We start from the raw sequence: 21,964 nt of genomic DNA on the forward strand, positions 1-21,964 counted from the left end.
TTGGATCCTTATCGATGAGTGATGGTTAAACAGATCAAATGCGTGGATACGGTATCCGGTAAAGCCAATACTGATGCAACGCAACGACTTGCTCGCCAACCGAAGCCGGCCATGCTGCGTGCCGATCGATTTGCCGTCCTGTCAGAAAACGAGTCACGCCGGTTCGCGACGCGCTTGCTTCCTCACTATGGGCGGGACGACAACACCCTGTATTTTGACAGAAACATCCGACAAGCGACCCGATTGGACGCGATTTTCTGACCGCCGGTCGGACTGTCGCAACTTATCCACGCTCTATTCACCGCTTATCCCACGGATTTCCACAAAGTTATCCACAGGCGCGTAGGCAGCACGCTCAACCCTTCAAGGTCTGTTCCAGCACGTGCAGTTCGTGGTTGCATTCCGGACTCTTGCCGCGGTCGGCGGCGATCTTGCGGACCGCGTGCAGCACGGTCGTATGATCACGGCCACCGAACAGTTCGCCAATTTCCGGCAGGCTCTTTTGCGTTAGTTCCTTGGCAAGATACATCGCGATCTGGCGCGGCCGAGCAATGTTGGCCGGACGCTTTTTCGAGTACATATCGGCAACTTTAATGTTGAAAAAGTCGGCCACGGTCTTCTGGATGTTCTCGACCGAGATCTGGCGGTTCTGTACAGACAGCAGGTCTTTCAATGCATCCTTGACAACCTCGATCGTGATGTCCTTGCCGTGGAAACGCGAATAAGCCAGGATCTTACGCAGCGCGCCTTCGAGTTCGCGCACGTTGGAACGCAGGTGCTTGGCAACGAAAAAAGCCACGTCGTCGGAGAAGGTCACGCCTTCCTGTACCGCTTTTTTCAACAGGATCGCAACCCGCATTTCGAGCTCGGGAGGTTCAACGGCCACCGTCAGACCGGAGTCGAAACGCGAAATCAGACGATCGTCCATACCCGTGATTTCCTTGGGATAGGTGTCGCTGGTGATGATGATTTGTTTCTTTGCTGCAATCAATGCCTCGAACGCATAGAAGAATTCTTCCTGCGTGCGGCTCTTGCCGCCAAAGAACTGGATGTCGTCGATCAGCAACAGGTCGAGCGAATGGTAGTAACGCTTGAAGTCGTCGAAACCCTTGCGTTGGTAAGCAGTCACTACGTCGCGAACATATTGCTCAGCGTGGATGTAGCGAATCTTGGTATCTGGATTGTCGGCCAGCACCTGGTTGCCGATGGCGTGGATCAAGTGCGTCTTGCCGAGGCCAACACCACCATACAAGAACAGCGGATTGTAGGAACTGCCCGGGTTGTTGGCGACCTGGATTGCAGCGGCGCGTGCCAGTTGGTTGGCCTTGCCGGTGACGAAACTCTCGAAGGTCAGCGCGGTATTGATGCGACTCTGGTCGCGGCGCGGCGTGGCTTCGGCCGGGTTGGACGGGATGGGTTCCAATACATTGGAAGGTACGTCGTCGGCCTGGGCGCCGGCCGGCGCGCTGGCCGCGACCGGGCGCCGCGCGGCGGCCAGCCGCGGGTCGAGCACGAACTGGACATTGACCGGTTCTTCCCAGAATTCCGCCGCCAGGGTGGTGATGCGGCCGGCAAACTGGGTCTTGACCCAGTCGAGCTTGAAACGGTTGGGCGCGGCGATGCGCAGGGTGCCTTCTTCATAGTCGAGCGGCGTCAGCGGCTTGATCCACGCACTATATTGTTGCGGCGTCAATTCCCGTTCGAGCTGGGCGGAGCAGGTCTGCCAGAAATTTTCCATGAAGGTCTTCTACTCGGTCTTTATTATGCGAAGGGTGGATGGTCCCTTGGGTGGTCTTTGAAGCGTGAAAGGGCCGGGTCCGGCACCCTTCCGCTCGCCACGCGGAGCGCCTATTCTACCCTCGGCCCGCCAAGTTATCCACAGGCGCATGATTTATTTTGCGTGCCGCCATGCCGCGCAAACTGTGCTAAGTAATTGACAGAGAAGCGGAAAGTACTGTCTAATTCAGGGTTCACTACCCACGATGTTGGTCCGTTGTGTTGCCGCCCTCCAGGCATCAGCGCATGCGCCAGCGGCCCGAAAATTTTGGCGATGGGCGCGTGATGTTCCGATTCAATTTCTGCTGATTAGCGAGACCAAACATGAAACGTACTTACCAACCTTCCGTCGTTCGCCGCAAGCGCACCCACGGCTTCCGCGTCCGCATGGCAACCCGCGGTGGCCGCGCTGTGCTCAATGCACGCCGCGCCAAGGGCCGCAAGCGCCTCGCTGTCTAAGCGAATGGCGTGACCGGCGATCGTTCGCTCGACTTTGCACGCGATCGGCGGATCGTTAAAACGGATGAATTTTCATCCGTTTTTCGTTTGCGCCCCGCGTATCGGACCGCGCATTTCGTCCTGTACGTCCGCAACACCGATCTGCCGCACGCCCGCTTGGGCGTGGTCGCCGCCAAGCGCCTGGCACCTCGCGCCGTGACACGCAATACGATCAAGCGCGTGACACGCGAACTGTTCCGCCAGACGGCGTTGCCGTCCATCGATTGCATCGTTCGCCTGTCGCAGCCGGTCAATGCCAGAAAAGGTCCGGCCACGTCCGCCGGCCTCAAGGCATTGCTGCGTGAGGAACTGACTCGCTTGTTCGCCTCGCAGGCCGTGGCCGGCAAAGCCGGAGCCGGCCGATGAAAAAGATTCTGTTGTTGCTGGTGCGCGGCTATCAGCTTTGCATCAGCCCCTTCCTCGGACAAAACTGCCGCTTCTATCCAAGCTGCTCAAGTTACGCCGCCGAAGCGATCGAGGAACATGGCGCCCTCAAGGGCAGCCTGCTGGCGACCCGCCGCCTGTGCAAATGCCATCCGTGGCATCCGGGCGGCGTCGATCCGGTCCCCAAGAAAGCATCATCTCCATCCAAATCAACTGCTTGCGGTTGCCGCCATTCCTGATGACTGATTAAGAGACTTATGGATATCAAACGTACCGTCCTCTGGGTAATCTTCTCGTTCTCGCTGCTGATGCTGTGGGACAACTACAACCGCTATACCGGTCAGGATTCGATCTTCTTCGGCAACGCAGGCAAGAAGGAGCAGGCCGCCGCTACCGCTGCGGGCAACGATGCGCCGCCGGCTGCTGCCGCCAATACGGACGTGCCGACCGCTTCCGCACCGGCTGCCAATTCCGCCATTCCCGGCGCGCAGGCCCCGGCCAAGAGCGAGCTGGTCACGATCACCACCGATCTGATCAAGGCCGACATCGACACCGTGGGCGGCGAGATCCGCCGCCTCGAACTGCTGCAGCACAAGGAAAACGAGCACAGCGACAAGAACGTCGTGCTGTTCGACGCCACGCCGCCGCGCACCTATCTCGGCCAGACCGGCCTGACCGGCGGCGAGTATCCGAACCACCGCTCGCTGTTCAAGGTGGTGCCGGGCGCGCGCGAACTGGGCGACAAGGATCAGGTGCAACTGGTGATGGAAGCCGAGCAGCAGGGCGTCAAGCTGGTCAAGACCTATACCTTCACGCGCAACGACTACAAGATCGACATCAAGCACGACATCGTCAACAACACCAACGCGCCGATCTCGCCGTCGGTCTATCTGCAACTGGTGCGTGACGGCGGCAAGCTGGCCGAGTCGATGTTCTACAGCACCTTCACCGGTCCGGCGGTCTATACCAACGAAGAGAAATTCCAGAAGGTCACCTTCGACTCGATCGAAAAGGGCAAGGACGAGCACATCAAGAAAGCCAACGACGGCTGGATCGCGATGGTGCAGCACTACTTCGTCTCCGCGTTCGTGCCCAAGACCGACGAGCCGCGCGAGTTCTTCACGCGCAAGCTGGCCACCGATCTCTATGCAGTCGGCACCGTGATCCCGGTCGGCAGCGTGGCGCCGGGCGAGACCAAGTCGCTGGACGCGACCCTGTTTTCGGGTCCGCAGGAATCCAAGCGCCTCGACGCCGTGGCGCCGGGCTTCGACCTGGTCAAGGACTACGGCTGGCTGACCATCATCGCGCGCCCGATCTTCTGGGCCATGGAACACATCCACGCCATCCTCGGCAACTGGGGCTGGACCATCATCGTGCTGACGATCCTGATCAAGCTGATCTTCTTCCCGCTGTCGGCCGCCAGCTATCGCAGCATGGCCAAGATGAAGCTGGTCACGCCGAAGATGACCGAGATCCGCACGCGCTACAAGGATGAGCCGCAGAAGATGAACGCGGCCATGATGGAGCTCTACAAGAAAGAGAAGATCAACCCGCTCGGCGGCTGCATGCCGATCCTGATCCAGATCCCGGTCTTCATCTCGCTGTACTGGGTGCTGCTGGCCAGCGTCGAGATGCGTAACGCGCCATGGCTGTGGATCGCCGATCTGGCCGCGCCCGACACGCTGTTCGGCGCCTACAACATCTTCGGCTTCCATCTGACCATCGGTATCCTGCCGATCCTGATGGCGATCTCGATGTTCGTGCAGACGCGCCTGAATCCGACGCCACCGGACCCGGTCCAAGCCAAGATCATGCTGTGGATGCCGATCATCTTCTCGCTGATGTTCTTCTTCTTCCCGGCCGGCCTCGTGCTGTACTGGGTGGTCAACAACGTGCTGTCGATCGCGCAGCAGTGGACCATCACGCGCAAGATGGGCGTCAAGACCTGATGCCGCAGACGGGGACGCATGCCGTCCCCATGAAAAAAAGCCCGTGGGTTGCGATGGCACTCACGGGCTTTTTTACGGTCTCTTGGTTTATGCTCTCCCTATACCGATAACGATAAAATCCAATTCATGAATCTCGATTCCTCCCCCATCGCCGCCATCGCCACCGCACCGGGACGCGGCGGCATCGGCGTCGTCCGTATCTCCGGCAAGAACATTTCCTCCATCATCGATGCCGTCTGCGCCATGCACGGCAAGCCGCTGCAGGCGCGCCACGCCACGCTGGTTGACTTCGTGCGGGCCGACGGCAGCGTGATCGACCGCGGCCTGGCGATCCACTTCAAGGCGCCGCATTCCTATACTGGCGAAGACGTGCTCGAACTGCAGGGCCACGGCGGCCCGGTCGTGCTGCAGATGCTGCTACAGCGCTGCCTCGAAGCCGGCGCCGAGATCGGCCTGCGGCTTGCGGAACCTGGCGAATTCACGCGCCGCGCCTTCCTCAACGACAAGCTCGATCTCGCGCAGGCAGAAGCCGTGGCCGACCTGATCGAAGCCTCGACCGAAGCCGCCGCGCGCTCGGCCTCGCAGTCGCTGTCGGGCGCCTTCTCGAAGACCGTGCAGGAACTGGTCGATCGCATCACCAACCTGCGCATGCTGGTCGAAGCGACGCTGGATTTTCCGGAAGAGGAAATCGACTTCCTCGAGCAGTCCGACGCGCGCGGCCAACTGGCCGGTATCCGCGAAGCGCTGACCGCCGTCTTCACGCAGGCCGCGCAGGGTGCGCTGCTGCGCGAAGGACTCAACATCGTGCTGGCCGGTCAGCCCAACGTCGGCAAGTCGTCCTTGCTCAACGCACTGGCCGGCAACGACGTCGCTATCGTCACACCGATCGCCGGCACCACGCGTGACAAGGTGATCGAAACCATCCAAGTCGAAGGCATTCCGATCAATGTGATCGATACTGCCGGCATCCGCACCGTGGAAGAAGCAGTGGACGAAGTCGAGCGCATCGGCATCGAACGCACCTGGGCCGCAGTGCAGAAGGCCGACGTCATCATCCACATGCTCGACGCCGCACGCGGCCCGACGCGCGAGGACGAACAGATCTGCGCGCGCTTCCCGGAAAGCATCCCCGTCATCCGCATCTGGAACAAGATCGACCTGTCCGGCCACAATCCCTCGGTGGACCGCATGCCGGACGCCACGCACATCTATCTGTCGGCCGCCGAACTGGCCGGAATGGACCTGCTGCGCCAGGAACTGCTGCGCCTGATCGGCTGGCAGCAGACCGGCGAGTCGCTCTACCTCGCACGCGAACGCCACCTGATCGCACTCAAGTCGGCACACGACCACCTCGAACTCGCGGCCCAGCACGCCGCGCACGACAGCGAAGCGACGCATCCGGCGCTCGACCTGTTTGCAGAGGAACTGCGGCTGGCGCAGGATCGGTTGTCGAGCATCACGGGCGAGTTCACGTCGGACGATTTGCTGGGAGTGATCTTCAGCAGGTTTTGTATTGGGAAATGACGCAGTAATATTTATAAGACTAACAAACAATGAACAGGGAGTTCAGATGGCACGCATGTGGATGGTGCGGAGTGAAGGCGGCAGTCTATACGACGCCTTTCGCGAAAAGGGCGTTGCAGCGATTGGCTGGAGCAAAATCGCTGCCCACGCAAAGCCTGGTGTGAGCAGAAAGGAATTGGCGGCGTTGTATCAGGCCGCCGATCCGCAAGCGAAACAAGGTACCGTCATTTCCAGCGCGTCCCAAGTCTGGCGTTTCGTCAATGAAATCCAGAATGGCGATTGGGTTATCACCTATTCTCCTGCCAACCGTCTTTACCTGATCGGCAAAGTACTCGGGGCAAACGAATACCGTGAAGAATGGGTAGAACAGGACATGCCGTTGACGCGCAAAGTGCAGTGGCATCCGCAAGAACTGTCGCGCGACAATCTCAGCGTGAGCACCAAGAACAGTCTAGGTTCCATCTCCACGATCTTCGAAGTTCCTCCATCTGCGATGGAAGAAATTTTAGCGGCCTCAACGGGCAAACCGATGCCTGCAGATGAAGCCGCCGTAGAAGAATCTGTTGACCCTCTCGCCGATATCGAATCTCAAGCAGTGGAACGTATCAAGGACTTGGTCAACGAACTCGGTTGGGATGATATGCAACAACTCGTCGCAGGCATCCTGCGTGCGATGGGGTATAAAACCCAGGTTTCCCCGCCGGGCTCCGATCGAGGCAAAGATATCGTTGCATCTCCTGATGGCTTTGGCTTTGAGCATCCACGTATCGTGGTTGAAGTCAAACATCGCAAAGGCCAAATGGGCAGCCAGGAAATTCGTAGCTTTCTGGGTGGTCGCCATAAAGACGACCGAGGCTTGTATGTCAGCACCGGGGGATTTACGAAGGACGCGCAGTACGAAGCAGATCGAGCGTCCATCCCACTGCAAATGTGGACTTTGGATCATGTGGTTCGCGCCTTGATCGAGCATTACGATCAGACAGACGCCGAGACCAAACGCATCGTACCGCTGAAAAGATTGTATTGGCCTGCTTAACCAAGGTACTTACTTTGTCTGCTACGCCGACGGTCAACGCTTAACCGCATCAAGGTATCTAAATGAGCAACATCGAACAACAGTTCTTCAACGACCTGGAAAAGAAACTCTGGACCGCTGCCGACAAATTGCGCTCCAACCTAGACGCTGCCGTGTACAAGCACGTCGTGCTCGGGCTGATTTTCCTCAAGTACGTTTCCGATGCCTTCGAAGAACGGCAACGCGAACTGCGCGAACAGTTCACCAACCCAGACCATGACTACTACATGGACCCGACCGAATACGGCGGCGCGGGCACGCATGAATACGAAGACAACATCGCCGCCGAGCTGGAAGTTCGCGACTACTACACCGAGAAGAACGTGTTCTGGGTGCCTGTGGAAGCCCGCTGGCAAACCCTGCGCGACTGCGCGCAACTGCCGCCCAAGGCGGCGCTGCCGTGGAACAAGTCGGGCAAGGACGAGCCGGAGGAAATGCGCTCGGTCGGCTGGCTGATCGACAACGCAATGGAAGCCGTCGAGCGCGAGAACGCCCGCCTGAAGAACGTGCTCAACAAAGATTTCGCCCGCGTACAGCTCGACTCCAGCAAGCTGGCCGGGCTCATCAGCCACTTCTCGGATACCGACTTTGCTGCCCGCGAGTACAAGGGCCAGCCACTGGACCTGAAATCCAAGGATATCCTTGGCCACGTTTATGAATACTTCCTCGGCCAGTTTGCCCTGGCCGAAGGCAAGAAGGGCGGCCAGTACTACACCCCCAAGAGCATCGTCACCCTGATCGTGGAAATGCTCCAGCCGTTCAAGGGCCGCGTCTACGACCCAGCCATGGGCTCCGGCGGCTTCTTCGTGCAGAGCGAGGAGTTCATCGAACAGCACGGCGGCAAGGCAGCCAATGGCAAGAGTGGACAGATCAGCGTCTACGGGCAGGAGAGCAACCCCACCACTTGGCGGCTGGCCGCGATGAACATGGCCATTCGCGGTATCGACTTCAACTTCGGCAGCGGCCCGGCCGACACCCTGCTCAACGATCTGCACCCGGACCTGCGCGCCGATTATGTGATGGCCAACCCGCCCTTCAACATGAAGGAGTGGTGGAACGAAAAGCTCGCCAACGACCCCCGCTGGATCGCCGGTACACCGCCGCAGGGCAACGCCAACTTTGCCTGGTTGCAACACATGCTCCATCACTTGGCGCCCACCGGCAGTATGGCGCTGCTGCTGGCCAACGGCTCCATGAGTTCCAACACCAACAATGAAGGCGAAATCCGCAAGCGGCTGATCGAGGACGACTATGTGGAATGCATGGTCGCGCTGCCCGGCCAGCTGTTCACCAACACCCAGATTCCGGCCTGCATCTGGTTCCTGACCCGCGACAAGCAGAACGGCTTCGCGCTGGACAAGAGGAAGCGCGACCGGCGCGGTGAGTTCCTGTTCATCGACGCCCGCCAGATGGGCTACATGAAAGACCGCGTACTGCGCGATTTCACGGTGGAAGACATTCAGAAGATCGCCGATACCTTCCATGCTTGGCAGCAGGGCGAAGGATACGAGGACGTGCCTGGTTTCTGCTATTCCGCCAAGCTGGAAGATGTGCGTAAGCATGAGCATGTGCTCACGCCGGGGCGCTATGTGGGCGCGGCAGAACAGGAAGACGACGGCGAACCCTTTGCCGAGAAGATGCAGCGGCTGACGACGCAATTGGCGGAACAGTTTGCGGCAAGTGCGAAGCTGGAGGCGGAAATCAGGAAGAATTTGGCGGGGTTGGGTTATGCAATCTAAACCCTTCAAAGATCTGTTTGCTATTCCGCTCCGTAATGGATTGACGAAGCCCAAAGCGGTACGAGGTGCAGGAACAAAGATGGTCAATATGGGGGAGCTTTTTGCTAACCCACGGATGAAAAATGTCACAATGGACCGTGTCCCGCTAAATCAGGCCGAACGAAATTCCTCGCTTCTCAAAGCTGGCGACCTATTGTTTGCGCGACAGTCACTAGTACTTGCAGGTGCTGGAAAATGCTCGATCTTCGTTAATGACGACGAGGAGGTTTGCTTCGAGTCCCACGTGATTCGATGTCGCCTCAATCGTGATTTGGCTGACCCGGACTTCTACTTCTATTTTTTTAGTAGCTCCACTGGGCGGAAATTGATCGAATCAATCGTCGAGCAAGGTGCAGGAGCGTCTGGTATCCGAGGGTCAGACTTGGCTGAGCTTCAAGTTCCGTGGGTCGACTTGGCAATACAAATTCGAGTCGCTGCTGTACTAAGACATCTCGACGACAAAATCGATCTAAATCGCCGCATCAACCAAACCCTCGAAGCCATGGCGCAAGCCATCTTCAAATCCTGGTTTGTCGATTTCGACCCAGTCAAGGCCAAGATCGCCGCCATCGAACAAGGCCAAGACCCGCTACGCGCCGCCATGCGCGCCATCAGCGGCAAAACCGATGCAGAACTTGACCAGATGCCCCGCGAGCACCACGACCAACTCGCCGCCACCGCAGCGCTGTTTCCCGAGGCCATGGAAGAGTCGGAGTTGGTGGAGATTCCGAAGGGGTGGGCAGTGAACACACTAGGTAGCGTCACAAATTATCTGAGCAGAGGTATTTCTCCAAAGTATCTGGAGAATGGTGGCATTCTCGTTCTCAACCAAAAGTGCATTCGTGATTTCAGAGTGGATGAGTCGAAGGGTCGGCGGCATGATTCAACTCAAAGGAAAATTGATGGTCGAGCACTCGAATTGGGAGATGTGCTCATTAATTCAACCGGAGTCGGCACGTTGGGTCGAGTTGCACAAGTGCTTTGTTTAAATGAACCAACGATTGTGGACTCTCACGTTACAGTTGTTCGAGCAAGTCACGAGCTCAATGCCTCATATCTGGGCCAATACATCAATTGGAAGCAACCCAATATTGAGGCCATGGGAGAGGGTTCTACAGGTCAAACCGAACTATCAAGAGTGAAACTTGCTGAGTTGCTTGTTCTGACACCGCGTGAGAATGTATTGAAGGTGTTTGATAATCTGATTTCACCACTAAACAATGAAATTTCGGCAAATGATCGTGAATCAGTGAAGCTCGCCAAACTGCGCGATACACTCCTCCCCAAGCTCCTCTCTGGTGAGCTGTCTGTCAGTGACGTGGGTAAACTTTCTGATACCACCGGAGCTGCCTGATGGACATCAAGAAGCTCCGCGAAAACAAACTTATAGTCGATAAAGTTGAGGAAGCTTTGCAGGCGGCGTACTCATCCAACGGAGATTTCAATGCGGTGCTGGATGAAGCGGAGCCGATTGCATTCACGAGCTTGAAAGATCCCGAGCATCAATACGCCTACCCAATCAGCGAGGTGTTGTACTGGACAGATAGGGATGCCTATCTGGACGAACTTGACCAGTGGGAAGGCATTTGTCAGATCAGTCAGCATGACGCTGCAATCCGCTTCATTAAGCAGTCTGATCAAGTGGCAGTGTTCCTCGATCTGGTAGACGCCGTTCGCTTAGGGCGAATTTCTCCTTTTGTAGGAGCTGGCATCTCGAAAGCGTGTGGCTACCCAATGTGGGGCGAGGCCCTGCGCAAAATAGCGCTAAAGCTCAATGGTATTGAAGTGCAAGATATCGAGCCTTTGATGGCGAAATATGATTATCTGCAAGCTGCACAGCTGCTATACGAAGCAGCAGCAGATCAGGTGAAACACTTCATAAAAACGGAATTCCGTCAGCGGGCAGGCGCAATTGCAGGGCCAGTTCTTTTACTGCCTGATTTGGCCCAAGGTTGTATCGTCACGACCAACTTTGACTCAATGATCGAAGATCTTTTCCAACAGCGTGGCCAGGCGTTGGATGGATACATGTATGGAATGCAGCCTGGCAATGCTTTTGTTCAGCGCTTACTTCGTGGTGAGCGCTGCATCTTAAAGCTGCATGGCGATGCGCGCCAAGACAACACATATGTATTTACACAAGAGCAATACCGGATTGCCTACGGCGAGCCCCTTTCATTCCAAAATCAATTGCCACGGGCACTGCGCCAGATTTTCATCAGCCATTCCTTCTTGTTCCTAGGTTGCAGTTTGGAGCAAGACAAGACGCTTGATCTGTTCAAATCAGTCGTTGATGAGGCTGCATTCGAAATACCTGATCACTTCGCCCTACTCAATGAGCCTGCTACACCGCAAGAGCGCGCTCAAAAAGAAGCTCGATTACTACAATTGAAGATTCGGCCGATATGGTATTCAACATCTGTAGCTGATGATGGAAGCCACGATCACAGTCTGTTGGAACAAATTTTGAGACTTGCTATTGCTGTGTCGCGCCGGCAAGTAGCATTTGAATAAGTCACTCAAACATAGGTTTTCCCATGGTAAATGAACAGCAGCTCGAAGAATTATGTTTGGAGTGGTTTCAAGCAATCGGCTGGCGTTTTGAATCCGGCCTCGATCTCGCTCCAGATGGAGAGCAGCCCGCCCGCACCGATTATCGCCAAGTGGTGCTGCACGAGCGCCTGTTGCTTGCGTTGGCCCGCATCAATCCGAGCATTCCTACCGCTGCTCTGGAACAGGCTGCGCATGAACTGCTGACGGCGAGCGAACCCCTGCTGATCACCCGCAACCGTCGCGTGCATCGGATACTTCTATCCGGCATCCTGGCTGAGTTTTCCGTGGGCGACGAAAAGCGCGCTGACCAAGTCAACCTGATCGACTTCGCCAACCCACGCAACAACGACTTCCTGTTGGTCAGCCAATTCACCGTAACCGGCGCCAAACAGCCGCGCCGACCGGACTTGGTGGCCTTCGTCAACGGTCTGCCGCTGGCGGTGATCGAGTTGAAGAACCCGGCCAACGAGCAGACCGACATCTGGGATGCCTTCAATCAGATGCAAACCTACAAGGACGAAATCAGTGACCTGTTCAACACCAATGTGGCGGTGGTGGTCAGCGACGGCTTCACGGCGCGACTGGGATCGCTGACAGCCAACCAGGAACGCATGATGCCCTGGCGAGCCATCGCCAATGAGGATGATAGGCCTCTGCTGGAATTCGAGCTGGAAACGCTGGTGCGAGGTTTCTTCGAGCCAGCGCTGTTTCTCGACTACGTGCGCCACTTCGTGCTGTTCGAGCAGGATGCCGACCAGATTATCAAAAAGATTGCGGGCTACCACCAGTTCCATGCCGTGCGCGAAGCGGTGAAAGCCACGGTGATTGCCGCCAGCAGTCCGAACAAAGGCATGCTGGAAGTGCAGGAACCGCGTGCCACCTATGGTAAGGAAGTCCAACCCGGCAGCCGCAAGGCCGGTGTAGTGTGGCATACGCAAGGCTCGGGCAAGAGCATCACCATGGCCTGCTACGCGGGCAAGTTGTTGCAGCAGCCGGAGATGAAGAACCCCACGCTGGTGGTGGTGACCGATCGCAACGACCTGGACGGGCAGCTATACGGCACCTTCTGCGCCGCCGAAGACCTGCTCCGGCAGACACCAGTGCAGGCCGGTAGCCGCGAAGAACTGCGCGAAATGCTGGCCTCGCGCGAGGCGGGTGGCATCATCTTCACGACGGTGCAGAAGTTCGCCCTGCTGGACGATGAGGAGCAGCACCCGTTGCTGTCGGATCGCAGCAATATCGTGGTGATCTCCGACGAAGCGCACCGCAGCCAGTACGGCATGAAGGGGCGGTTGGACACCAAGACCGGAAAGTACGTGTTCGGCTACGCCAAGCACCTGCGCGACGCGCTGGCCAACGCCACCTTCATCGGCTTCACCGGCACGCCCATCGCCCTGGAAGACAAGGACACGCGGGCGGTGTTCGGCGACTACGTCAGCATCTACGACATCCAGGATGCGGTGGACGATGGTGCCACGGTGCCAATCTTCTATGAAAGCCGCCTGGCCAAGCTGGATGTAAACCAGGCCGAGATCGACGCACTGAACGCCCAGGTGGATGAGGTCATCGAGGACGAGGAAGACCTCACCGCCCGCGAGAAGACCAAGAGCGATTGGGCTGCGCTGACCAAGCTGGTCGGCGCGCAGCCGCGTCTGGAACAGGTGGCTGTCGACTTGGTGCAGCACTTCGAGACGCGCACGGCCACTCTGGAAGGCAAGGCGATGATCGTGTGCATGAGCCGTGACATTTGCGCCGAGCTGTACAACGCCATCGTCGCCCTGCGCCCGGACTGGCACGATGCCGCCCCGGAGAAGGGCACAATCAAGGTAGTGATGACCGGCTCGGCAGCGGACAAGCCCTTGCTGCAGCCGCACCTGTACAGCCAGCAGGTGAAGAAACGCCTGGAAAAGCGCTTCAAAGACCCGGCAGACCCGTTAAAGCTGGTGATCGTGCGCGACATGTGGCTGACGGGCTTCGACGCGCCCTGCTGCCACACCATGTATGTGGACAAGCCCATGAAAGGCCACAACCTGATGCAGGCCATCGCCCGCGTCAATCGGGTGTTCCGCAACAAGCCCGGTGGGCTGGTGGTTGACTACATCGGCATCGCCAACGAACTGAAAGCGGCGCTCAAGACCTACACCGAATCCAAGGGCAAGGGCGACCCGGCCCACAACGCGGCCGAGGCCCTGGCAGTGCTATTGGAGAAGCTGGACATCGTGCGCGGGCTGATGCACGGCTTCGATTACAGCGGGTTCGAAACCGATGCGATGAAGCTGCTGGTGCCGGTGGCCAACCATATCCTGGGGCTGAAGGACGGCAAACAGCGTTTCCTCGACGCCATGCTGGCTGTGAGCAAGGCGTTTTCCCTGTGCAGCACGCTGGACGAGGCCGCCGCCCTGCGCACGGAGATCGCCTTCTTCGCCGCCGTCAAGGCCGCCATCGTCAAGTTCACCACCGTGGATCGCAAGCGCTCCGACGCGGACAAGAACAGCGCGCTCAAGCAGATCCTGGACAACGCCATCGTGGCGGACGGGGTAGCGGACATCTTTGCCCTGGCGGGCCTGGACAAGCCCAACATCGGCCTGCTTTCAGACGAGTTCCTGGAAGACGTGCGGCAGATGAAGAGCCGCAACTTGGCGGTGGAACTGCTGGAAAAGCTGCTACGCGACGAGATCAAGGCGCGGGCGCGCAACAACGTAGTGCAGGAGAAGAAGTACGGCGACCGCCTGCTGGAAACCCTGCGCAGGTACCACAACCGGGCGGTGGAAACGGCGCAGGTCATCGAGGAACTGATCCAGATGGCCAGGGACTTCCAGGCAGCGCTGGAGCGTGAAGCGGCGCTGGGGCTGAACCCGGACGAGATCGCCTTCTACGACGCGCTGGCCAACAATGAAAGCGCCGTGCGGGAGTTGGGCGACGACACCTTGAAAAAAATCGCCGTCGAGATCACCGAGAAGCTGCGCAACAGCACCACAGTGGATTGGCAGGTACGCGAGAGTGTGCGGGCGAAGCTACGGATTTTGGTGCGGCGCACGCTGAAGAAGTGGAAGTACCCGCCGGTGGGTGAGGATGCCGCAATCGAACTTGTGCTGAAGCAGGCGGAATCACTGTCGAACGCTTGGTCGAAGTGAAGGACAGCAGTTCAGTGCACATTATGCCGATGCTCTTAGATAAAAAAGCCGGATCGATGATCCGGCTTTTTTACTGGAACAAAGGTCTAAACAACCGGGCGTCGATATCCGCCCTTGACCCCTTCGCGCGACAACACCCACTGCCACAACTGAATATCGCGCGCGCGGAACGCGCCGGCGCACGACAGCAGGTAGTACTTCCACATGCGATAGAACCGCTCGCCCAGGCGCTCGGCAAACATCGGCCAGGCACGGTCGAAGTTCTGGTACCAGGCCATCAGCGTCTTGTCGTAGTCGGCGCCGAAGTTATGCAGGTCTTCGACCACGAACAGATTGTCGGCAGCGTCGCCGATCTGGCCGACCGAGGGCAGGTCGCCGTTGGGGAAGATGTACTTGTCGATCCACGGATCGGGCGCCGAGTGGCGCGCGTTCTTGCCGATGGTGTGCAGCAGGAACAGGCCACCCGGAATGAGCGTGCGGTGCGCCACTTCCATGTAGGTACGGAAGTTCTTGCGGCCGACGTGCTCGAACATGCCGAGGCTGGCAACCGCGTCGAAGCGTTCGTCGAGCTCGCGGTAGTCCTGCAGGCGGAAGTCGATCGGCAGATGCGCATAGCGTTCCTGCGCCAGCGCGATCTGCTCCTTGGAGATGCTGACGCCCACGCCTTCCACGCCGTACTTCTCGACCGCATACGACAGCAGGCTGCCCCAGCCGCAACCGATGTCGAGCAGGCGCATGCCGGGCTTGAGCTGCAGCTTGCGGCAGACCATATCGAGCTTAGCTTCCTGCGCCTGCTCGAGGTTCTCTGCATGCTCCCAATAGCCACAGGTGTAGGTCATGCGCGAATCGAGCATCTGCGCATAGAAATCGTTGCCGAGGTCGTAGTGCACCTCGCCGACCTTCTTGGCGCGTTTGACGTTCTGCAGGTTGAGCAGCTTGGCCGCCAGCACGTGACCGAGCAGGCGCAGCGGACGGATCTGGTCGGTCAGTCTTGTGCCCAGCAGGCGCGCAAAGAATTCGTCGAGTTTTTCGGCATCCCAGTCGCCATCCATATAGGCTTCGCCCAGACCGAGGTTGGCCTGGGCCATGGCGCGTTCGAGCACATGCGGATCATGCAGCTGCATGTCCCATGGATTGGGTCCGTTGATGTCGATGGAAGCCTGCTGGAGCAGTTTGAGCGCCGCATCATGCACGCCCGAATGCTTGGGCGGCGGCGGATGATTGAAAGGCGAGAAGGTATTTGTATGCATAGGGCCGTCAAAAAAGAAGGAACCGTGCGTTCAACAACAACATCGCTATCTGTCATGTGACAGCCTGAACAAGCATAAGTGCGTTATCACCATGATGGAAATTGATAATTTCCATCAACTTGATAGTCTTTCATTGCCAACAGGTCAAGGAAAACCCGACAAGCCCCTACTTTCCGTCCGCCTTTGATCAATATCCTCACGCTTTCTTCACGCGCCCATCGCGCATCGCATTTCCACACCTCGTTTCGCACGCCGTGTTGGCGCCATCTTTGCGAAGAAGCATGTTTTTGAGCGACAATGGCAGGCATCCGGTGTTCTTTCTGGCGTCGCGGTCATCCCCGGCCGTTGCGCGGAACGCCCTTCATTTCACTGCCAAGAACCTCAATGACCACTTCTTCCCGGATCATCTACACCCTCACCGACGAAGCACCTGCGCTGGCGACCTACTCGCTGCTGCCCATCGTCGAAGCCTTCACCCGCTCCTCCGGTATCGCCGTCGAAACACGCGACATCTCGCTGGCCGGCCGCATCATCGCCGCCTTTCCGGAACGGCTGAGCGACGCGCAGAAGATCGGCCCGGCGCTGGCCGAACTCGGCGAATTGGCAACCAAACCCGAAGCCAACATCATCAAGCTGCCCAATATCAGCGCCTCGATCCCGCAGTTGAAGGCTGCCATCAAGGAATTGCAGCAGCAGGGCTACCCGCTGCCGGACTATCCGGACGAAGCCGCAACCGCGGAGGAAAAGGACGTCAAGGCACGCTACGACAAGATCAAGGGCAGCGCCGTCAATCCGGTACTGCGCGAGGGCAACTCGGACCGCCGTGCGCCGCTGTCGGTCAAGAACTATGCGCGCAAGCATCCGCACAAGATGGGCGCGTGGAATGCCAACTCGAAGACGCACGTGGCGCACATGGACCACGGCGACTTCTACGGCAGCGAGAAATCCGCACTGATCGCCAACGCCGGCAACGTGAAAATCGAACTGGTCGGCAAGGACGGCAAGACCACCGTGCTGAAGGAAAAGACCGCCGTGAAGGCCGGCGAGATCATCGATGCCGCCGTGCTGAGCCGCAAGGCGCTGCGCGAATTCGTCGAAGCCCAGGTCAACGATGCGCGCGCGCAGGGCGTGCTGTTCTCGGTGCACCTGAAGGCGACCATGATGAAGGTCTCCGACCCGATCCTGTTCGGCAATGTGGTCTCGGTGTTCTACAAGGATGCACTGGCCAAGCATGCCGATGCGCTGGCGCAGGTCGGCTTCGATCCGAACAACGGCATCGGCGATCTCTACGCGCGCATCAAGTCGCTGCCGGCCGAGCAGCAGGCCGCCATCGAAGCCGACATCCAGGCGGCCTACACGCAGCGCGCGGCGGTGTCGATGGTCAATTCCGACAAGGGCATCACCAACCTGCACGTGCCGAGCGACGTCATCGTCGATGCCTCGATGCCGGCCATGATCCGCGACGGCGGCCAGATGTGGAACGCCGAAGGCAAGCTGCAGGAAACCAAGGCCGTGATCCCGGACCGCTGCTATGCCGGCATCTACCAGGTCGTCATCGACGACTGCAAGAAGAACGGCGCCTTCGACCCGGTCACCATGGGCACCGTGCCCAACGTCGGCCTGATGGCGCAGGCGGCCGAGGAATACGGTTCGCACGACAAGACCTTCCAGGTACCGGCCGACGGCACGGTGCGCGTGACCGACGAACAGGGCACGGTGCTGCTCGAACAACCGGTGGAAACCGGCGACATCTTCCGCATGTGCCAGACCAAGGATGCGCCGGTGCAGGACTGGGTCAAGCTGGCCGTCAACCGCGCGCGCGCAACCGACACGCCGGCCGTGTTCTGGCTCGACAAGAACCGCGCGCACGATGCGCAACTGATCGCCAAGGTCGAACGCTACCTGAAGGATCACGACACCAAGGGACTCGATCTGCGCATCCTGTCGCCGGTTGACGCGATCGCCTTCTCGCTCGAGCGCATCCGCAAGGGCCAGGACACGATCTCGGTCACCGGCAACGTGCTGCGCGACTACCTGACCGACCTGTTCCCGATCATGGAGCTCGGCACCAGCGCCAAGATGCTGTCCATCGTGCCGCTGATGGCCGGCGGCGGCCTGTTCGAAACCGGCGCCGGCGGCTCGGCACCCAAGCATGTGCAGCAGTTCGTCGAAGAGGATTTCCTGCGCTGGGATTCGCTCGGTGAATTCATGGCGCTGGCCGCCTCGCTCGAACACCTGGGTCACACCACCGGCAACAAGAAGGCGCTGGTGCTGGCAAAGACGCTGGACGAAGCGACCGGCAAGTTCCTCGATACCGACAAGTCGCCGGAGCGCAAGGTCGGCGGCCTCGACAACCGCGGCAGCCATTTCTACCTGGCGCTGTACTGGGCGCTGGCGCTGGCCGCGCAGACCGAAGACGCGGAACTGGCCACGCAGTTCGCTGCGCCGGCCAAGGCGCTGACCGAGAATGAAGCCGCCATCGTCGCCGAGCTGAAGGCAGCCCAGGGCAAGCCGGTCGATATCGGCGGCTACTACCACCCGGACCGCGAAAAGACCGGCCAGGCGATGCGCCCGAGCGCGACACTCAACCGCATTCTCGACAGCCTGGCCTGACGGGACCGAAAACAAAACCGGCTTCGCTGCGCAATGCACCGAAGCCGGTTTTTTTATTTACCTGCTTATTTTTTGATCAGCGCAGCTTGCCCAGCAAACCCAGCAGGGACGAAACATCGAAGGAATTCGATGCCGGCGTGTTGCCGCCCTGCGTCAGTTGATCCACGATCTGCGGCAGCAGGCCGGTCAGCGCGCCGAGCACCGCCGGTTTGTCCTGTCCGCTTTCTGCTGCAATGCCATCCACCGTGGAGGGCGCCAGCACCGCACCCAGTTGCTCCGCCGTCACCGGCAGGTTGGCGCCCTGGCCAATCCACGACTGCACGATGTCGCCAAGGCCACCTTGTTGAAAACTGCCGATCAGCCCCTGCAGGCCACCCGGATAGTTCGCCAGTTGCTTGAGCACGATCGGCAACAGATCGGAGCCGCCTTTGCCCAACGCGCCGGCAGCGATATTTGTCAGGTTATCCAGCAATCCCATGTTTCACTCCTTGTCTGAGAATCCAAAAGCCCGGCGGTCGCCAGACCGGATTCCATTGTACTGATGCCAGAGTAAACGATTGCAAATTTTACAAGCGCCCCGGAGGTGGTCCGCGACGGCCATCCGGCGGAAGACCGGGCGGCGGTCCGCCGAATCCGCCCGGACCGCCAGGACCACCATGTGCACCGTCCTTCACCGAACACGTTGCCTGATCGGACCCGGTACGCACCGTCACGGTCTTGGACGCAATCATCACGCCCTCGACCTGCTGCACGTCGAACAGATACGGCGTGTGGTCCGATTCCCCGCCCATCACGTTGTCGTTCGACAGCAGCGTATCGGGCAAACCCAGTTCGCGATACAAGGGCTCGTTGCCGAAGATCGCCGCGTTGAGCGCATCGGTGAACACCAGCTGCGACACCAGCGTCGCTGCCGCGCGATCGTCGGCATCGTAGGCGCCGGTCATGATGCGGAAATGCACATGATTGACGCGACCGCGATACCAGCCGGGAAAGCAGCTGTCGAAACGCACCACGCCATCGGCATCGGTGCGCTGGTAGCCTCGGAAGAACTGCTTGTCGAGATCGGCCTGGTCGTTGTTGCACATGGCCTCGATGCGCCCCGAATAGCCGCCCGTGTGATTGGTGTGCCAAATCTCCACGATCGCATCCGGCACCGGCTTGCAGCCCGTATCCACCACGCGCAGCAGCAGGCGCATCGGGATGCCGTCCCAGCCGTCGCTGACGTCGGTCCGCTCTGGCGAAGTCGTGTGGCAGGGACCGATGGTTGCCTCGCAGGTCAGCGTACAGCTCGTACCCAGTCCGGCCGCGAACGGATCGATGGCGCGCGCGGCAGCCGTGATGGCACGCGTACCGCCCTGCAGCCAGCTGCCGGCTGGCGGAATGTTGGCCGACGCAGCCGTTGCTGTAGTCGCACTACGCGTGCTGCAGGCGCTCAACAACAGGGAAGGCGGCACCGCCAGCAGGCCGGCAAGGCGCAGGAATTTGCGGCGCGCAGTGGCAAACGATGAAATCGGCGCCTTTGGATCGGGGGTATTCATGAGCATCCTTCTGTTGCGGCACAAGCGTGCAATGTTCATGATGGTATGCCCGCCATGCATCGCCATGACGGGCAATGCGTAAAGTTAGGTAAAGCAACCGAAAACTCCAGTAAAACCGTTGTCGGCCGGCCACCCGCTTCGTGCGGCGCACAGCATGATGGCTGGCAATTGAGTAAAATCTCCACCACTCAATCAGTCATCCCATCCGGCCACCGACATGATCAAATGGACGCTCATCACGCTGTTTCTCGCCAGCGTGCTCTATACCCACTATCGCGGCAAGGTTCGTCACAAATGGCTGCGGCAATCGACCGACCATTCGACCTTCATGGCGCCGATCAACGCGTTCATGACGCTGTTCTCGAGCCTGCCGGACAAGCCTTACCATGACGTCGGCAGCTATCCTGAACTCAAGAAGCTGGCCGACAACTGGGAAATCATCCGCGACGAAGCCGTGGCGCTGCAGAGCGAAGGCGCGATCAAGGCATCGGAAAAGATGGACGATGCCGGCTTCAACTCCTTCTTCCGCCGCGGCTGGACGCGTTTTTATCTGAAGTGGTACGGCGACAGCCATCCGTCGGCCGTGCAGCGCTGCCCCAGGACGGTGGCTCTGCTCGACTCGATCCCGAGCATCAAGGCCGCGATGTTCGCGCAACTGCCGCCGGGCGGCGACCTCGGAAAGCATCGCGATCCTTATGCCGGCTCGCTGCGCTATCACCTCGGGCTCGTCACGCCCAACGACGACCGCTGCTTCATCAACGTCGATGGCATCGACTACAGCTGGCGCGACGGCGAGGCCGTGATCTTCGACGAGACCTACATCCACTTTGCCGCCAACAACAGCGACAGGAACCGCATCATCCTGTTCTGCGACGTCGAACGGAAAATGAAATGGGGCTGGGCGCAGGCCTTCAACCACTGGTTCAGCAACACCGTCATGTCGGCCACGGCCGCGCCCAACGACATGCAGGACCGCACCGGCGGCGTCAACCGCGCCTTCAAGAGCATTTACCAGATCCGCGCCAACGGCAAGAAGCTCAAGGCCTACAACCGGCCGCTCTACTATTTAGTGAAGTGGGGCATTTTGCTCGGCATCGTCGCCTTCATCGTACTGATCTGACCCTGCGCCGATTGTGCAATCGACCGAAAGCCCGCCTCGCGCGGGCTTTTTTGCTGGCACCTGCCGACATGCGCACTCCCGTTTTCTTACAGCAAGATGCGCAGGATGCCGATAGGCATCACCATGCCGCGTCGCTAACATGCTCGACATCGGCACTTCGCCAACCAGACATGTCGAACACGGGAGATTTCATGCAAAAATTTTCGACGCTGGGCCTGATCACTGCAGCGGCCGCCATCAGCTTTTTGTGCGCCACCGCCGTGCATGGGGACGACACCAGCGGACGCGATGTCATCGTCGTCGCAGAGTCGCGCTAAACAGGCGGGACAGTGAGGAGAATCGGCGATCGCATCACGATAACCGAATAATAAAAACAGAAACGGCCTGAGCAATCAGGCCGTTTTCATTCAGGAGCGGCGCACATCAGTGCATGGCCGGAATCTGTTCACGCTGATTCCACGCGGTGACGGCGTCCTGGCTGTTCCTGTCTTCGCTGCCGCCGCTGAAATGCGCAGAGTTCGTATGGAGGGAACACTCTGGATTGACACAGCGCACATAGCTGTAAGGCAATTCGGATTCGAGATAATGGGCCTGCTTCAGCTCTGCCTTGCTGCCGCAGAACGGACATGCTTTCAATGCTTTTTCCATTTTTTTCTCCTCGTGTTGATTTGCTTGCGCTTTCTCGACGATGCCAGTTGTTGGATCGTCTGTTGCCGCCAGAGTTCTGCCGTTCCTCCCGATTCGTTATGCGCAGCCCGGAATGGACTGTCCT

General features: G+C 59.0%; 20 protein-coding genes. 14 read left to right on the top strand and 6 right to left on the bottom strand.

Annotation, left to right across the window (positions count from 1 at the left end):
- Positions 1 to 21 precede the first annotated feature (21 nt).
- Positions 22 to 261 (top strand): hypothetical protein, encoded by a 240-nt coding sequence (locus IEV38_RS03250; RefSeq protein ID WP_188394707.1) that lies wholly within the window; start codon positions 22 to 24, stop codon positions 259 to 261.
- A gap of 94 nt (positions 262 to 355) precedes the next feature.
- Here the strand turns inward: IEV38_RS03250 and dnaA are convergent, their stop codons facing one another.
- A complete protein-coding gene (dnaA, locus tag IEV38_RS03255; RefSeq protein WP_188394708.1) occupies positions 356 to 1,738 on the bottom strand; it encodes a chromosomal replication initiator protein DnaA in 1,383 nt (460 codons plus the stop codon).
- Positions 1,739 to 2,100: 362 nt separating this feature from the next.
- Here dnaA and rpmH point away from each other — a divergent pair, with 362 nt between their 5' ends.
- The 10 genes from rpmH (at position 2,101) to IEV38_RS03305 (ending at position 14,671) form a co-directional block, all read left to right on the top strand.
- Positions 2,101 to 2,235: a 50S ribosomal protein L34 gene (gene rpmH / locus IEV38_RS03260; protein ID WP_040041456.1), complete on the top strand. Its 135-nt coding sequence runs from the start codon at positions 2,101 to 2,103 to the stop codon at positions 2,233 to 2,235.
- 9 nt (positions 2,236 to 2,244) lie between these two features.
- Positions 2,245 to 2,640: a ribonuclease P protein component gene (rnpA, locus tag IEV38_RS03265; protein ID WP_188394709.1), complete on the top strand. Its 396-nt coding sequence runs from the start codon at positions 2,245 to 2,247 to the stop codon at positions 2,638 to 2,640.
- The gene (gene yidD, locus IEV38_RS03270) at positions 2,637 to 2,897 is read left to right on the top strand and encodes a membrane protein insertion efficiency factor YidD (RefSeq protein WP_188394710.1); all 261 of its coding nucleotides are present in this window, start codon (positions 2,637 to 2,639) and stop codon (positions 2,895 to 2,897) included. Before rnpA ends, yidD begins: the two co-directional genes overlap by 4 nt.
- Positions 2,898 to 2,915: 18 nt before the next feature.
- The gene (gene yidC / locus IEV38_RS03275) at positions 2,916 to 4,607 is read left to right on the top strand and encodes a membrane protein insertase YidC (protein WP_188394711.1); all 1,692 of its coding nucleotides are present in this window, start codon (positions 2,916 to 2,918) and stop codon (positions 4,605 to 4,607) included.
- A gap of 126 nt (positions 4,608 to 4,733) precedes the next feature.
- On the top strand, positions 4,734 to 6,131 hold the full coding sequence (gene mnmE / locus IEV38_RS03280) for a tRNA uridine-5-carboxymethylaminomethyl(34) synthesis GTPase MnmE (protein WP_188394712.1): 1,398 nt from the start codon (positions 4,734 to 4,736) through the stop codon (positions 6,129 to 6,131).
- A gap of 46 nt (positions 6,132 to 6,177) precedes the next feature.
- Entirely contained in the window at positions 6,178 to 7,167 is a 990-nt protein-coding gene (locus tag IEV38_RS03285; protein WP_188394713.1) for a restriction endonuclease, read from the top strand.
- A 62-nt stretch (positions 7,168 to 7,229) separates the two neighbouring features.
- Positions 7,230 to 8,945, top strand: coding sequence for a class I SAM-dependent DNA methyltransferase (locus IEV38_RS03290; protein WP_188394714.1), 1,716 nt, complete (start codon positions 7,230 to 7,232; stop codon positions 8,943 to 8,945).
- Complete coding sequence (locus IEV38_RS03295; RefSeq protein WP_188394715.1) at positions 8,935 to 10,338, top strand: restriction endonuclease subunit S; 1,404 nt, start codon at positions 8,935 to 8,937, stop codon at positions 10,336 to 10,338. Before IEV38_RS03290 ends, IEV38_RS03295 begins: the two co-directional genes overlap by 11 nt.
- Positions 10,338 to 11,498 carry an SIR2 family protein gene (locus IEV38_RS03300; RefSeq protein WP_188394716.1) on the top strand — a complete coding sequence of 387 codons (1,161 nt, stop codon included), beginning with the start codon at positions 10,338 to 10,340 and terminating at the stop codon, positions 11,496 to 11,498. The genes IEV38_RS03295 and IEV38_RS03300 overlap by 1 nt, the downstream gene beginning before the upstream one ends.
- A 23-nt stretch (positions 11,499 to 11,521) precedes the next feature.
- Entirely contained in the window at positions 11,522 to 14,671 is a 3,150-nt protein-coding gene (locus tag IEV38_RS03305) for a type I restriction endonuclease subunit R (RefSeq protein ID WP_188394717.1), read from the top strand.
- An 86-nt stretch (positions 14,672 to 14,757) separates the two neighbouring features.
- Here IEV38_RS03305 and cfa read toward each other — a convergent pair whose 3' ends face one another.
- On the bottom strand, positions 14,758 to 15,921 hold the full coding sequence (gene cfa, locus IEV38_RS03310; RefSeq protein WP_188394718.1) for a cyclopropane fatty acyl phospholipid synthase: 1,164 nt from the start codon (positions 15,919 to 15,921) through the stop codon (positions 14,758 to 14,760).
- Positions 15,922 to 16,007: 86 nt separating this feature from the next.
- Complete coding sequence (locus tag IEV38_RS03315; protein ID WP_188394719.1) at positions 16,008 to 16,229, bottom strand: hypothetical protein; 222 nt, start codon at positions 16,227 to 16,229, stop codon at positions 16,008 to 16,010.
- A gap of 76 nt (positions 16,230 to 16,305) precedes the next feature.
- Here IEV38_RS03315 and IEV38_RS03320 point away from each other — a divergent pair, with 76 nt between their 5' ends.
- Positions 16,306 to 18,534, top strand: coding sequence for an NADP-dependent isocitrate dehydrogenase (locus IEV38_RS03320; protein WP_188394720.1), 2,229 nt, complete (start codon positions 16,306 to 16,308; stop codon positions 18,532 to 18,534).
- Between the two features lie 76 nt (positions 18,535 to 18,610).
- On the opposite strand, the gene IEV38_RS03325 is transcribed toward IEV38_RS03320, so the two are convergent.
- Both IEV38_RS03325 and IEV38_RS03330 read right to left on the bottom strand, forming a co-directional pair.
- Entirely contained in the window at positions 18,611 to 19,012 is a 402-nt protein-coding gene (locus tag IEV38_RS03325; RefSeq protein WP_188394721.1) for a YidB family protein, read from the bottom strand.
- 88 nt (positions 19,013 to 19,100) lie between these two features.
- Positions 19,101 to 20,072, bottom strand: coding sequence for a dioxygenase family protein (locus IEV38_RS03330; RefSeq protein ID WP_229728523.1), 972 nt, complete (start codon positions 20,070 to 20,072; stop codon positions 19,101 to 19,103).
- A 217-nt stretch (positions 20,073 to 20,289) separates the two neighbouring features.
- Between IEV38_RS03330 and lpxO the strand changes: the two genes are divergently transcribed.
- Together lpxO and IEV38_RS15360 are read left to right on the top strand one after the other, a co-directional pair.
- Complete coding sequence (lpxO, locus tag IEV38_RS03335) at positions 20,290 to 21,192, top strand: lipid A hydroxylase LpxO (protein WP_188394722.1); 903 nt, start codon at positions 20,290 to 20,292, stop codon at positions 21,190 to 21,192.
- A gap of 191 nt (positions 21,193 to 21,383) precedes the next feature.
- On the top strand, positions 21,384 to 21,509 hold the full coding sequence (locus tag IEV38_RS15360; protein WP_268234699.1) for a hypothetical protein: 126 nt from the start codon (positions 21,384 to 21,386) through the stop codon (positions 21,507 to 21,509).
- A gap of 106 nt (positions 21,510 to 21,615) precedes the next feature.
- Here IEV38_RS15360 and IEV38_RS03340 read toward each other — a convergent pair whose 3' ends face one another.
- On the bottom strand, positions 21,616 to 21,840 hold the full coding sequence (locus IEV38_RS03340) for a Lar family restriction alleviation protein (protein WP_188394723.1): 225 nt from the start codon (positions 21,838 to 21,840) through the stop codon (positions 21,616 to 21,618).
- Between the last annotated feature and the right edge of the window lie 124 nt (positions 21,841 to 21,964).

Origin of the sequence: Oxalicibacterium flavum, from assembly GCF_014635065.1 — a bacterium.
Lineage (GTDB): Bacteria > Pseudomonadota > Gammaproteobacteria > Burkholderiales > Burkholderiaceae_D > Oxalicibacterium > Oxalicibacterium flavum.

What these genes read in the sequence shown, in the direction of transcription:
- IEV38_RS03250 (WP_188394707.1), top strand. Translation starts at nt 22, where the DNA reads ATGGTTAAACAGATCAAATGCGTGGATACGGTATCCGGTAAAGCCAAT.
- dnaA (WP_188394708.1), bottom strand. Translation starts at nt 1,738, where the DNA reads ATGGAAAATTTCTGGCAGACCTGCTCCGCCCAGCTCGAACGGGAATTG.
- rpmH (WP_040041456.1), top strand. Translation starts at nt 2,101, where the DNA reads ATGAAACGTACTTACCAACCTTCCGTCGTTCGCCGCAAGCGCACCCAC.
- yidD (WP_188394710.1), top strand. Translation starts at nt 2,637, where the DNA reads ATGAAAAAGATTCTGTTGTTGCTGGTGCGCGGCTATCAGCTTTGCATC.
- yidC (WP_188394711.1), top strand. Translation starts at nt 2,916, where the DNA reads ATGGATATCAAACGTACCGTCCTCTGGGTAATCTTCTCGTTCTCGCTG.
- mnmE (WP_188394712.1), top strand. Translation starts at nt 4,734, where the DNA reads ATGAATCTCGATTCCTCCCCCATCGCCGCCATCGCCACCGCACCGGGA.
- IEV38_RS03285 (WP_188394713.1), top strand. Translation starts at nt 6,178, where the DNA reads ATGGCACGCATGTGGATGGTGCGGAGTGAAGGCGGCAGTCTATACGAC.
- IEV38_RS03290 (WP_188394714.1), top strand. Translation starts at nt 7,230, where the DNA reads ATGAGCAACATCGAACAACAGTTCTTCAACGACCTGGAAAAGAAACTC.
- IEV38_RS03295 (WP_188394715.1), top strand. Translation starts at nt 8,935, where the DNA reads ATGCAATCTAAACCCTTCAAAGATCTGTTTGCTATTCCGCTCCGTAAT.
- IEV38_RS03300 (WP_188394716.1), top strand. Translation starts at nt 10,338, where the DNA reads ATGGACATCAAGAAGCTCCGCGAAAACAAACTTATAGTCGATAAAGTT.
- IEV38_RS03305 (WP_188394717.1), top strand. Translation starts at nt 11,522, where the DNA reads ATGGTAAATGAACAGCAGCTCGAAGAATTATGTTTGGAGTGGTTTCAA.
- cfa (WP_188394718.1), bottom strand. Translation starts at nt 15,921, where the DNA reads ATGCATACAAATACCTTCTCGCCTTTCAATCATCCGCCGCCGCCCAAG.
- IEV38_RS03315 (WP_188394719.1), bottom strand. Translation starts at nt 16,229, where the DNA reads ATGCCTGCCATTGTCGCTCAAAAACATGCTTCTTCGCAAAGATGGCGC.
- IEV38_RS03320 (WP_188394720.1), top strand. Translation starts at nt 16,306, where the DNA reads ATGACCACTTCTTCCCGGATCATCTACACCCTCACCGACGAAGCACCT.
- IEV38_RS03325 (WP_188394721.1), bottom strand. Translation starts at nt 19,012, where the DNA reads ATGGGATTGCTGGATAACCTGACAAATATCGCTGCCGGCGCGTTGGGC.
- IEV38_RS03330 (WP_229728523.1), bottom strand. Translation starts at nt 20,072, where the DNA reads ATGAATACCCCCGATCCAAAGGCGCCGATTTCATCGTTTGCCACTGCG.
- lpxO (WP_188394722.1), top strand. Translation starts at nt 20,290, where the DNA reads ATGATCAAATGGACGCTCATCACGCTGTTTCTCGCCAGCGTGCTCTAT.
- IEV38_RS15360 (WP_268234699.1), top strand. Translation starts at nt 21,384, where the DNA reads ATGCAAAAATTTTCGACGCTGGGCCTGATCACTGCAGCGGCCGCCATC.
- IEV38_RS03340 (WP_188394723.1), bottom strand. Translation starts at nt 21,840, where the DNA reads ATGGAAAAAGCATTGAAAGCATGTCCGTTCTGCGGCAGCAAGGCAGAG.